This window comes from Sphingobium phenoxybenzoativorans, assembly GCF_001757355.1.
GTDB lineage: Bacteria > Pseudomonadota > Alphaproteobacteria > Sphingomonadales > Sphingomonadaceae > Sphingobium > Sphingobium phenoxybenzoativorans.
Window position 1 is genome coordinate 1 of record NZ_MINO01000094.1, and the last position, 11,489, is coordinate 11,489.

Genomic DNA, 11,489 nt, shown 5'->3' on the forward strand with positions numbered 1-11,489 from the left:
GGCGTGTTCGGCGTCGCCGCGCCCGCCGCAGGGCAGGGCACGGTGATCGCGGGATACAGCTCCGGCGAGCTTTCCGCCTATCGGTATGAAAATGGCCGGTCGCTGTGGGGCGACGCGCTGTCGCGCACCAGCATCTCGACCTCGGTCGCCTCGCTGGCCGATATCGACGCCGACCCAGTGATCGACCGCGGCCGCGTGTTCGCCATCGGGCAGGGCGGGCGCATGGCGTCCTACGAACTGGTCAGCGGCCAGCGCCTTTGGGAAATCAACATTGCGGGCATTTCCACCCCGGCCGTGGTCGGCGAGTGGGTGTTCGTGGTGACCGACGACGCCAAGCTGCTCTGCGTTGCGCGGGCGACGGGCAAGATCCGCTGGATCAGCCAGCTCCAGCGCTTCAAGAAGGTCAAGAAAAAGTCCGGCGCGGTGCGCTGGACCGGGCCGCTGCTGGCGGGCAACAGACTGTATCTGGTCTCGACGCTGGGTGATATGGTCACTGTCGATCCGCAGACCGGAAAGGCCGCCGAACCGATCGACATGCATCATCCGATGTCGCTGTCCCCGGTGGTGGCGAACAGGACGCTGTATATCCTTGCCGATGACGGCAAGCTTATGGCCCTGAAATAAGGCCACGCGCAAAGAAGGAAGCAAGGCACGCATATGCTGCCCGTAGTAGCCATTGTCGGGCGGCCCAATGTGGGCAAGTCCACGCTGTTCAACCGCCTGATGGGCAAGAAGCTGGCGCTGGTCGACGACCAGCCCGGCGTCACCCGCGACCGGCGGGAGGGCGACGTGTCGCTGCTCGGCCTCGATTTCCGGCTGGTCGACACCGCCGGTTATGAGGATGAGGACGAGAATACCCTGCCCGGACGGATGCGGATGCAGACGCAGGCGGCGGTGGACGGCGCGGACGTCGCCCTGTTCATGATCGACGCGCGGGCGGGCATCACGCCGCTGGACGAGGAAATCGCCCGCTGGCTGCGCGGCAATGACGTGCCGGTCGTGGTGATGGCCAACAAGGCGGAGGGCAAGGCGGCCGACGCGGGCGTCATGGAGGCGTTCGGGCTGGGGCTGGGCGAACCGATCCCCTTTTCCGCCGAACATGGCCAGGGCCTGTCCGATCTGTTCCAGGCGCTGCTTCCCCTGCTGGAGCGGGAGGAGGATGAGGAGGAGCCGGAGGAGGATTTCGCCGAGGATGACGACAGCGCGCCGCTGAAGCTCGCCATTGTCGGGCGGCCGAACGCGGGCAAGTCCACGCTGATCAACCGCTATCTGGGCGAGAACCGCCTGCTGACCGGGCCGGAGGCGGGCATCACCCGCGACAGCATCGCCGTCGACTGGGTGTGGACCGACATCGACCAGCGGGACCGGCATGTGCGCCTGATCGACACGGCGGGCATGCGCAAGCGCGCCAAGGTGCAGGACAAGCTGGAGAAGCTGGCGGTTTCCGACGGCCTGAACGCCGTCAATTTCGCCGAGGTGGTCGTTCTGCTGCTCGACGCCACGCGCGGGCTGGAGGCGCAGGACCTGCGCATCGCCGACAAGGTGATTGAGGAAGGCCGCGCCCTCATCATCGCGCTCAACAAATGGGATACGGTGGAGAATGGCTCCGGCCTGTATCAAGGCATCAAGAAGGCGCTGGAGGACGGGCTGGCGCAGGTGAAGGGCCTGCCGATCCTGACCGTCTCCGGCTATACCGGCAAGGGGCTGGACGAGTTGCTGCGGGTAGCGTTCGAAAGCCGGGCCACCTGGTCGCAGCGCGTGTCGACGGGGCAGCTCAACCGCTGGTTCGAAAAGGCGCTGGAGGCCAATCCGCCGCCCGCGCCCGGCGGCAAGCGGATCAAGCTGCGCTATATCACCCAGATCAAGACGCGGCCGCCATCTTTCGTATTGTTCGGCACGCGGCTTGACGCCCTGCCGGAAAGTTATCGACGCTATCTGGTTAACGGCATCCGGCGCGAACTGGGCTTTGGCGCGGTGCCGGTGCGACTCACCCTGCGCAGCACGAAGAACCCCTTTGATAATTGATCCGGTTCGGATCGATGCGCGGGGCATGCGCTGCCCCTGGCCCGCCCTGCGGGCCGCAAAGGCCATGCGCGCGGCCGATCGCGTGATGATATGGGCCGACGACCCCAATGCCCCGAAAGAACTGGCCGCATTGGCCGCCAGCGGCTGGCGGCTGACCGATATTGCCGATCCGCTGGGGCCATGTTTTCTCATCGAGAAAGAAAACATAGTCAAAACGGTGCTTTAACCGGCCGTTTACTGCGCCCGCCTTACAAGTGCGAAGGTAGGGACGTGGAATTGCCGCAGGGAGCACCTCGTGGGACATATGGACGCAAAGCTGATCGACCCGGCCGGGTTCGCGCAGGCGCGGACTGAACTGGGCGCGGGCTTCGTCCGCATCCTTGGATATTTCCGGGAGGACGGCACCAAATCCGTGCTCGCGATCGAGGAGGCGATGCGCAACCGCAACGCCACCGCGCTGGTATTGCCCGCCCACACGCTGAAGGGCGAATCCCGCCAGTTCGGCGCGGAACGGCTGGGCGACATGGCCGAGGAAATCGAGACGGTCGCGCGCCGCTGCGTCGAATATCATGAAAGCCCGGAGGAGCTGATCGAGACCGTGGTCGAGATCCGCAACTGCTTCAACGAAACGCTGGTCGAACTGGAAAAGGCGAGCAGCCCGCTGGTCGCCCGCAAGCCCGCGGTGTTCGGCCGCCGTCCCGAAGGCGCTGCGCCGAGCTTCGGCCGCATGTGATCCGCACCCTTCCGGCGACGGAAGGGGCATCCCATAAATAGCTATATTGGGCGCTGGCGCGGTTTTCTCGCGCTGCCCAGGGCATCCGGTGGGTTCATCCGATGTGCGAATGCGCCAGAGCTTGTCCCGCGTGAAGGGACGCGCGGTCCTGCGCAGGCGGGGACCCGGCCTCCCGCTTTGATCTGGCTCCCTGTTCGGGATGGACTCCTGTTTTCGCAGGAGGAGGTGCGGCGCCCGCTTGCCGGACCGCGCTTCAGGCTGGCCTTGGACCCCACAGGATCACGGCGCCGCCCAGAAGGCAGATGCCCATCCCGATCATGTCCCAGCGGTCCGGCCTGACGCCCTCCGCCGCCCAGAGCCAGAAAATCGCCGACATGATATATATCGCGCCATAGGCGGCATAGGCCCGCCCGGCATTGCCGCTTTCCACCAGCGTCAGCAGATAGGCGAACAGGCATAGCGAGGCGATGCCGGGCAGCAGCCACCAGGGCGACTTGCCCAGTTTCAGCCAGGCCCAGAAGGCGAAACAGCCGGCGATTTCCGCAAGAGCGGCCCCGATATACGCAAGAACAGCCATAGCCGGTTGGGTGACAGCCCGGCAGCGATACCGCAAGCCTTTCCCGTTGGCCTTCGCGCCAGCCTTTCCCACAGGGGGGGGCGGGCCGGATGGCGGAGGGAATGACGGGTGGGCGGCGGCCATTTGCAGGTCGTCAGGGCTGAACGCCGATCCGTCCTGGCACCTCGTTCTGCCAGTCCATCGGCCCGGCCAACAAAAGAGCCGCCGGATCGCCCGGCGGCTTTTTGTTTCGCGCTTTCCCGGTGGAGGGAAGGAGGCGGGCTATCAGTCCTCGGCGGCTTCCGACTGGAGCTGGATATAATTCTGGATGCCCATGCGCTCGATCATTTCGAACTGGGTTTCCAGCGTGTCGACATGTTCTTCCTCGCTGTCGAGGATGCGCTGGAACAGGTCGCGGCTCACATAGTCGCGCACGCTCTCGCAATGGGCGATGGCGTCCTTCAGCAGCGGCAGCGCCTCATATTCCAGCTCAAGGTCGGCCTTCAGGATTTCTTCCACGGTCTCACCGATCTTCAGGCGGCCCAGAAGCTGGAAGTTGGGCAAGCCGTCGAGGAACAGGATGCGCTCCGCCAGCTTGTCGGCATGCTTCATCTCGTCGATCGATTCTTCATATTCGAACTTGGCGAGCTTGGTGACGCCCCAGTGATTCAGCATGCGGTAATGCAGGAAATACTGGTTGATCGCGGTCAGCTCATTCTTGAGCGCCTCGTTGAGAAATTCGATGACCTTGAGGTCGCCCTTCATGGGATAGGCTCCGGAACAATTGATGTCGGAGCGCTATATAAGGGCTGGACGCACTTTTGTTAAGGCAAAAAATGGCGGATTTCCGCCACTTTTTGGGATGCAACTGCTAGGCAGTCGCACGCTCCGCAGCGATAATGGTTCGCGCAAAAGATACGCACTGGCCGCATTTCGGACGGCGGCCGAATTTGGCGTAGGCGCTGCAGGGCGTGTCCGCGCCGTCGCGAGCGGCCTCCCGAAGGTCCTTTTCCCGAATGGCATTACAGACGCAAACGACCATGCACGCTCTCCTGAAACCCAGAGATAGCGATAGTGATAATAGGTCGCAATAGTAAAGAATGGCTAATGCGCCGAATTGTGTCAGCGCGGAACGCTTTTGCGCATCGGTTGCAACTTGCCGCGCGCCAGGCTGCGCCACAGCCATTCCATCGGCCCATAGGCGAATCGGTCCAGCCAGGGCTTCGACCATAGCAGCATCAGCGCCCAGGCAAGCAGCACGAACAGATAGAGCGGTGCGCGGTCGACCTTCCCGAACAGGCCGAGGCCCCAGCCGTAGAAGATGGCGCACATGACAAGGCTGGTGCCCAGATAGTTGCTGAACGCCGCCCGGCCCGCGGCGGCGATGCGGATGACCAGCCAGTGCCCCTGCGCCCGGCCTATGATCCACTGGAACAGCGCGGCATAGCCCACCGTCAGGGGAATGCGGAAGGGGAAGGACCAGGCCATGAGCGCGCCGAAGGTGGCGAGCGTGTCAAAGCCCGACAGCAGCACCCAGGCCGCCAGCGCGATCATCGGCGACAGGCCGATGAGGAAACAATGCCGGGCGGTGCGGCGATATTGCTCCCCATCCCAGCCGCCGGTCAGGAACCCGCCCTTCAGCATTGCCATGCCGAGCAGCATGAAGCCCAGCGTATCGAGGCCGAAATAGAGCAGCATCGCGGGGAAGGCGGCCGGGAAGGCATGAAGCTCATGCGCGAATATGGCGGAGAAGCCGGAGCGGTAGATGGCGGCCTGCTCCATGATCGCCTGCGTGCCGGGCTTGCCCAGCGCGGCGGCCATGGCGGCGAATCCCTGCACCGTTTCGGCGGATGCGCCGGGCTGCGACGCGGCATGCTGATAGGCGTAGAGCGGCGCCATGATGGCCGCGACGATCAGGAAATGCAGGGCGAAGGCGGCAAAGGCCCATTTGACCAGCGCGATCGGTTCCTTCCCCACGAACAGCAGCGCCACCATCCCGACAAGGGCGTAGAGCATCAATATGTCGCCCCACCACAGCAGCAGATAATGGGCGAGGCCGAACCAGAACAGCCAGAAGGCCCGGCGCATATGGGTGCGGCGGCCATCCCCGCCGGACATTTCCGCCCGGTCGATCACCAGCAGCATCGACGCGCCGAACATCAGGGAGAACAGCCCGCGCATCTTGCCGTCGAACAATACCCAGGCGATGGCCCAGGCGGCGATGTCGGCCGCGCCTTGCCCGCCCCAGGCGGCCGGATTGATATAGGCCTGCTCCGGCATGGCGAAGCTGACGATGTTCATCAGGAGAATGCCCATCACCGCGAATCCGCGCAGGGCGTCTAGGGGGAAAATCCGGTCGCTGGCGTGCATCGGCCGGGGCTAGAGCGCTTTGCGCCATGCCGCAAGGTTCAGCGGCGATCCTTGCGGATCATCAGCTTCAATCCCGACCAGACGGCGTCAACGGCGCAGACCTTCACATCCACAAAATCTGTCGCGGGCAGGACGGCTGCGCGGATCGCGTCCTCGGTAATGTCGGTTTCGACCTTTGCGGCCTTCTTGGGCCAACTGACCCACAGGAAACCGGCGGGAGCGAGGAGGGGACGGAGGGATACGATCTTCGCCGCCATATCAGCGCGGCGGGTGACGAAAATATGGGCGGCGTCGAGCGGCGCATCGGGGGCGGGGCGTTCATCGAAGGAAAGGCCATGGGCGGCGATTTCCGCCCGGACGCTATCCGGCATCGCGTCGAACCAGACGCGCATGCCGTCCTTCAGGGACAGCTTCTGCGCCAATGGCGCGCCGGAATAGCCAGCGGTCAAAATCGCGTCCTTATGCGGATGGCCCCTATAGCGCCAAGGCCCGTGCATATCAGTATCGCGGGGCACTGGAAATCATGCGCGGCTTCTGTCAGGCCCAATCGCATGAGTCCGACGCGGAAAGACAGGATAGGCGCTGCCTTCGGCGCGGCGACGGCGGGCTATGACGATCATGCCGGGGTGCAGAAGATCGTGGCGCGGACGGTGGCCGATCTGGCGGGGCTGCTGAAGGTCCCCGACAGCGCGCGGATATTGGAGATTGGCTGCGGCACCGGCCTGCTGACGCGGGAGATTGGCCTGCGCTGGCCGGGGGCGGAGCTGGTGGCGACGGACCTGTCGGCCGAGATGGTGGGGCAGGCGGCGAAGGGCGCGATGACCGCGGGCACGTTCCTGCCGATGGATGGCGAGTTTCCCTGGTTCGAGGGGCCGCATTTCGACCTGATCCTCTCCAGCCTGGCGTTCCAGTGGTTCGACGATCTGCCCGGCGCGGTGACGCGGCTGGCGCGGTTGCTGCGACCGGGGGGGAGCCTGATCTTCTCGACGATGGCGGAGCGGAGCTTCGCGGCATGGCGGGCGGCGCATGCGGCATGCGGGGTCGTGGCCGGGGTGCCGGATTATCCATCGCTGGCGGATGTGCAGGCGATGCTGGGGGCCCAAGCGGACGCCTTCGCCTTCGACGAGGACTATGTGCTGGAATGCGGGAGTGCGAAGGGGCTGATCGCGCATCTCAAGGGCATAGGCGCAGTGGTGCCGGTGGAGGGGCGGACGCCGCTATCGCCGGGGGACTTGCGGCGCGTGATGGCGGCGTTCGACGCTGGCGGGGCGCGGGATGGATATCATGTGGTTTTTGCGCGGGTGACGCGGGTGTAGCCCAACTCCGCTTGGATGTTTTTTTCTCGTCATTCCCGCGAAGGCGGGAACCCATTTCGCCTTCGGCACGCCAGTCGTCTGGGGAGAGATAGGTTCCCGCCTACGCGGGAATGACGAAGTGGAGAGGGATGTCTAATCCGGCAATCGCTCGAACCCTAAGCCGATAGCCAGATCATCCCAATGCGGGTTCAACGCCTCGATCAGCGCGATCTTCCAGGCTCGGTTCCATTTCTTGAGACGCTTCTCGCGAATGATTGCTTCATCCATTGTGCCGTGCTGCTCAAACCACATCAGACGCTTTACGCCATAGTCCTGAGTGAAGCCCGGAACCGCGCCTATGCGATGTTGATGGATGCGCTGGATGAGGTCGGACGTTACGCCGATATAGAGCGTTCCGTTGCGTTTGCTTGCTAGGATGTAGATGCAGGGTTGGCGGGGCATGGGCCGACGCTAACCCGTCCGTCATTCCCGCGAAAGCGGGAACCTATCGTGCCTTAGGCATGCCAGCCGTGTGGGGATAGATGGGTTCCCGCTTTCGCGGGAATGACGAAGTTAAGGGGCGGTCAGCCGTCCATCAATGCGGGAAAGAAGCCTTCATGCGCAGTGCGGAGGTCGGCGAGAGAAACGCCAGCAACCATAAATCCGCTGACCGTGCCAATCTGGATAGCGTTTTCCAAAAATTCGTCGGCAGGTGCGGCCAGAATATAACGGCCTTGATCTTCCCCAAATGCCTTAGCTGTGTCGAGTGCGATGGTCAGTTCACAACCCAAATTCCCGGCGAGCGCCATCTCAGTAAGCGCTACCAGCAGACCGCCGTCACTAATATCATGGACGGCGTTGGCTTTGCCCATTTCGATGAACCAGCGAACATCCTCACCCCACTCCTTTTCCTGGGCAAGATCGACCTTCGGCGCCTCTCCATCTTCCCGGCCAGCAACCTCGCGCAGCCATATGGACTGGCCAAGATGGGTCCCTTCTCCGCCGAGCAGCCAGATAGCATCGCCCTCCGCCTTGAACGCCACGGTCGCCATCTTGTCGACATCCGCCAGCAATCCAATCCCGCCGATCGCGGGGGTCGGCAGGATCGCGCTGCCACCGCCGGTCGCCTTGCTTTCATTGTAGAGCGACACGTTGCCGCTCACGATGGGGAAATCCAATGCGCGGCAGGCGTCGCCCATGCCTTCGAGGCAGCCGGTGAACTGCGCCATGATTTCCGGGCGCTGCGGGTTGGCGAAGTTGAGGCAGTTGGTGACGGCGAGCGGCGTTGCGCCGACCGCCGACAGGTTGCGATAGCATTCGGCGATCGCCTGCTTGCCGCCTTCATAGGGGTCGGCATAGCAATAGCGCGGCGTGCAGTCGGTGCTGATCGCGATGCCCTTCTGCGTGCCGTGGACGCGCACGACGGCCGCGTCGCCGCCGGGGCGCTGGACGGTGTCTGCGCCGACCATATGGTCATATTGCTCCCAGATCCAGCGGCGGCTGGCGATGTCCGGGGAGGCCATGAGCTTCAACAGGTCAGCGGCGATGTCCGTGCTTTCGGGGATGTCGCCGAGCGGCTTGATGCCCGCCCATGCCTTATACTCTTCCTTGCTGGCCGCCGGGCGGTCGTAGAGCGGGGCGTCGTCGGCCAGCGGGGCGAGCGGGATGTCGCAGACGGTCTCGCCATGATGGACAAGGACCATGCGGCCGGTGTCGGTGACTTCGCCGATGATCGCGAAGTCCAGTTCCCATTTGTGGAAGATCGCCTCGGCAAAGGCTTCGCGGCCGGGCTTCAAGACCATCAGCATGCGCTCCTGCGATTCGGAGAGCATCATCTCGTACGCCGTCATGCCGGTTTCGCGTTGCGGCACGGCGTCCATGTTGAGCAGCAGGCCGACGCCGCCCTTGCTGGCCATCTCCACGCTTGAGGAGGTGAGGCCCGCCGCGCCCATATCCTGAATGGCGACGATGGCGTCCGACGCCATCAGTTCCAGACACGCCTCGATCAGCAGCTTTTCGGTGAAGGGATCGCCGACCTGCACCGTGGGGCGCTTGGCGTCCGAATCCTCGCCGAAATCGGCGCTCGCCATGGTCGCGCCGTGGATGCCGTCGCGGCCGGTTTTGGAGCCGACATAGACGATGGGATTGCCGACGCCGCTGGCGGCCGAATAGAAAATCTTGTCCGTGTCGGCGACGCCGACGGTCATGGCGTTGACCAGGATATTGCCGTCATAGGCGGGGTGGAAATTCACCTCGCCGCCCACGGTCGGCACGCCCACGCAATTGCCATAGCCGCCGATGCCGCGCACTACGCCGCTGATCAGGTGGCGCATCTTGGGATGATCGGGCCGGCCGAAGCGCAGGGCGTTCATATTGGCGATGGGCCGCGCGCCCATGGTGAACACGTCGCGCAGGATGCCGCCGACGCCGGTCGCCGCGCCCTGATAGGGTTCGATATAGCTCGGGTGGTTGTGGCTCTCCATCTTGAAGATCGCCGCCTGCCCGTCGCCAATGTCGACGACACCCGCATTTTCACCGGGGCCGCAAATGACCTGAGGCCCTTCGGTCGGCAGCTTCTTCAGGTGGATGCGGCTGGATTTGTACGAGCAATGCTCCGACCACATGACCGAGAAGATGCCGAGTTCGGTGAGGTTCGGCTCCCGCCCCAGCGCGTTCAGGACGCGGGCATATTCCTCCTCGTTGAGGCCATGCTCGGCGACGATTTCCGGGGTGATCTGGGTGGCGGTGCTGGACATGTGCGCGCGTTTAGCGAGGCCGCGGGGATTGGGCAACCGGGCGTGCGGATTTCCGGACGTTGGTTGGGACAATGCAAGGCCGCCGCGCTTGTCATCCCGGACTTGATCCGGGATCCATTGGCTCTGCGCCTGAATGATTACACCCATGTTTATGCTCATGGATCCCGGATCAAGTCCGGGATGACGAAGGCATGGATGATGCCGCGCGCAAAGAAAAAGGGCCGGGCGCTTGTCGCGTCCGACCCTGTTGTCGTGTGGAATGTCAGGTCCGTTGGGGCGGACCCGGCCGTGCGATCAGGCCTTGCAGCTCTGCGCGCTCTTGCCGGGGACCGTGGCGTTGATGGTCGGGCCGCTGCCGTCGACTTCAAAGCCTTCCGCCGTGTAGGGCTTGCCCGCTTCCGCCGCGACCAGCTTGGTCGGCGCGCCATTCTTTTCCAGGCGCAGGTTCGCGGTCGTGTCGTCCGACAGGAAGTCGACGAAGATCAGGCTGTTGTCCTTGCAGCGATAGGTGCGGCTGTTCTTCACCGACGGGGGCAGCTTGACCGCCGAGGCGTTCGCAAGCTGATCCTTGAGCGGATCGGCAGGGCCGCCAACGACTTCGGGTTCGGACTGGCCGCAGGCGGAAAGGAACATCAGCGGTGCGGCGGCGAGCAAGGGGATATAAAGTTTCATAGCATTATCCGTATGTGCAATTGCAGCATCGACCGTCAATGGAAAACTGCGCATTAACTATGCTTTTCCGGCCTGCAATTTTGCAGGGCAGCATGACGGCTTCATGACAGGCGCGTCATGAACGCGCGCTGAAGCGCGCATGGCTGTCCGCCAAGGCTTGACCCCGCCCCTGCCGGACGTCAATGCATGCACATGGTCGAAAATGGTGAACTTGCTGGACAGGATGCGTCGGGACAGGATTTTTCCGCCCTGACTTTCGAGGCCGCCTTGCGCGAGCTGGAACAGATCGTCCGGCAGTTGGAAAGCGGTGACGTGCCGCTGGACGATTCCATCGCGCTCTATGCGCGGGGCGAGGCGCTGCGCAAGCAATGCGCCAAGCGGCTGGAGGACGCCGAGGCGAAAATCCAGAAGCTGACGGTCGACGCCAGCGGCGCCATCGGGGGTGCCCAGCCCTTCGGCGCGGACTGAGGAGCCAGGTTTTGGCACCGGGGGGCGCACGCGCGACATTGCTGAGCGAGGCGGCGCAGGAGACGGCGCAGGCCATCGATACGCTGTTCGATGCGATACTGCAGGTGCCGGACGATCCGCGCCACCGCCTGTATGAAGCGATGCGGCACGCAGCGATCGGCGGAGGCAAGCGGCTGCGGCCCTTGCTGGTGCGCGCCACCGGATCGCTGTTCAGCCTGCCGGAAGAATCGCTGGTGCGGGTGGGGTGCGCGGTCGAGTGCATTCACGTCTATTCGCTGATCCATGACGATCTGCCCGCGATGGACGATGACGCCCTGCGCCGGGGCAAGCCGACAGTGCATATCGCGTTCGACGAGGCGACGGCGATATTGGCGGGCGATTGCCTGCACGACATCGCGTTCGAGATATTGAGCGACGAGCGCACGCATAGCGACCCGTTCGTGCGGGTGGAGCTGATCCGCGCGCTGGCGCTGTCCAGCGGCCCGGCGGGCATGGCGGGCGGACAGATGATGGACCTGGAGGCGGAGAAGGCGAGCTTCGACCTGCCGACCGTCACCCGGCTGCAACAGCTCAAGACCGGCGCGCTGATCGGCTATTGCGTCGAGGCGGCGGCG

General features: G+C 64.2%; 15 protein-coding genes. 7 read left to right on the top strand and 8 right to left on the bottom strand.

The features are described from left to right. From BHQ40_RS22245 to BHQ40_RS22260, 4 genes are all read left to right on the top strand, one after another. A partial coding sequence (locus BHQ40_RS22245) for a PQQ-binding-like beta-propeller repeat protein (protein WP_171905926.1) occupies nucleotides 1-624 on the top strand: 624 nt, incomplete at its 5' end. 33 nt (nucleotides 625-657) lie between these two features. Then, nucleotides 658-2,025, top strand: coding sequence for a ribosome biogenesis GTPase Der (gene der, locus BHQ40_RS22250; protein ID WP_070157980.1), 1,368 nt, complete (start codon nucleotides 658-660; stop codon nucleotides 2,023-2,025). Then, nucleotides 2,015-2,251, top strand: coding sequence for a sulfurtransferase TusA family protein (locus BHQ40_RS22255; protein WP_425516653.1), 237 nt, complete (start codon nucleotides 2,015-2,017; stop codon nucleotides 2,249-2,251). Before der ends, BHQ40_RS22255 begins: the two co-directional genes overlap by 11 nt. Before the next feature lie 69 nt (nucleotides 2,252-2,320). Beyond that, a complete protein-coding gene (locus BHQ40_RS22260) occupies nucleotides 2,321-2,758 on the top strand; it encodes an Hpt domain-containing protein (RefSeq protein ID WP_070157982.1) in 438 nt (145 codons plus the stop codon). A gap of 253 nt (nucleotides 2,759-3,011) precedes the next feature. Here BHQ40_RS22260 and BHQ40_RS22265 read toward each other — a convergent pair whose 3' ends face one another. From BHQ40_RS22265 to BHQ40_RS22285, 5 genes are all read right to left on the bottom strand, one after another. Continuing rightward, nucleotides 3,012-3,335, bottom strand: a complete 324-nt coding sequence (locus BHQ40_RS22265; RefSeq protein ID WP_070157983.1) for a YnfA family protein — start codon at nucleotides 3,333-3,335, stop codon at nucleotides 3,012-3,014. Nucleotides 3,336-3,599: 264 nt separating this feature from the next. Further along, nucleotides 3,600-4,079 carry a bacterioferritin gene (bfr, locus tag BHQ40_RS22270; protein ID WP_070157984.1) on the bottom strand — a complete coding sequence of 160 codons (480 nt, stop codon included), beginning with the start codon at nucleotides 4,077-4,079 and terminating at the stop codon, nucleotides 3,600-3,602. A 106-nt stretch (nucleotides 4,080-4,185) separates the two neighbouring features. After that, a complete protein-coding gene (locus BHQ40_RS22275) occupies nucleotides 4,186-4,356 on the bottom strand; it encodes a (2Fe-2S)-binding protein (protein WP_070157985.1) in 171 nt (56 codons plus the stop codon). An 80-nt stretch (nucleotides 4,357-4,436) separates the two neighbouring features. After that, nucleotides 4,437-5,630, bottom strand: a complete 1,194-nt coding sequence (locus BHQ40_RS22280; protein ID WP_435593931.1) for a DUF418 domain-containing protein — start codon at nucleotides 5,628-5,630, stop codon at nucleotides 4,437-4,439. A gap of 92 nt (nucleotides 5,631-5,722) precedes the next feature. Further along, nucleotides 5,723-6,133, bottom strand: a complete 411-nt coding sequence (locus BHQ40_RS22285; protein WP_070157991.1) for a hypothetical protein — start codon at nucleotides 6,131-6,133, stop codon at nucleotides 5,723-5,725. 102 nt (nucleotides 6,134-6,235) lie between these two features. On the opposite strand from BHQ40_RS22285, the gene BHQ40_RS22290 reads away from it, so the two are divergent. Next, nucleotides 6,236-7,000, top strand: a complete 765-nt coding sequence (locus BHQ40_RS22290) for a methyltransferase domain-containing protein (protein ID WP_070157987.1) — start codon at nucleotides 6,236-6,238, stop codon at nucleotides 6,998-7,000. A 132-nt stretch (nucleotides 7,001-7,132) separates the two neighbouring features. Here the strand turns inward: BHQ40_RS22290 and BHQ40_RS22295 are convergent, their stop codons facing one another. From BHQ40_RS22295 to BHQ40_RS22305, 3 genes are all read right to left on the bottom strand, one after another. Then, complete coding sequence (locus BHQ40_RS22295; RefSeq protein ID WP_070157988.1) at nucleotides 7,133-7,441, bottom strand: GIY-YIG nuclease family protein; 309 nt, start codon at nucleotides 7,439-7,441, stop codon at nucleotides 7,133-7,135. Nucleotides 7,442-7,563: 122 nt separating this feature from the next. After that, nucleotides 7,564-9,735, bottom strand: coding sequence for a phosphoribosylformylglycinamidine synthase subunit PurL (gene purL, locus BHQ40_RS22300; RefSeq protein ID WP_070157992.1), 2,172 nt, complete (start codon nucleotides 9,733-9,735; stop codon nucleotides 7,564-7,566). 294 nt (nucleotides 9,736-10,029) lie between these two features. Further along, on the bottom strand, nucleotides 10,030-10,407 hold the full coding sequence (locus BHQ40_RS22305) for a hypothetical protein (protein WP_070157989.1): 378 nt from the start codon (nucleotides 10,405-10,407) through the stop codon (nucleotides 10,030-10,032). A 192-nt stretch (nucleotides 10,408-10,599) separates the two neighbouring features. Here BHQ40_RS22305 and BHQ40_RS22310 point away from each other — a divergent pair, with 192 nt between their 5' ends. Both BHQ40_RS22310 and BHQ40_RS22315 read left to right on the top strand, forming a co-directional pair. Next, nucleotides 10,600-10,875 carry an exodeoxyribonuclease VII small subunit gene (locus tag BHQ40_RS22310; protein ID WP_070157990.1) on the top strand — a complete coding sequence of 92 codons (276 nt, stop codon included), beginning with the start codon at nucleotides 10,600-10,602 and terminating at the stop codon, nucleotides 10,873-10,875. A 38-nt stretch (nucleotides 10,876-10,913) separates the two neighbouring features. Then, nucleotides 10,914-11,489, top strand: a 576-nt coding sequence (locus BHQ40_RS22315) for a polyprenyl synthetase family protein (protein ID WP_253183444.1), incomplete at its 3' end; no start/stop codon positions are given.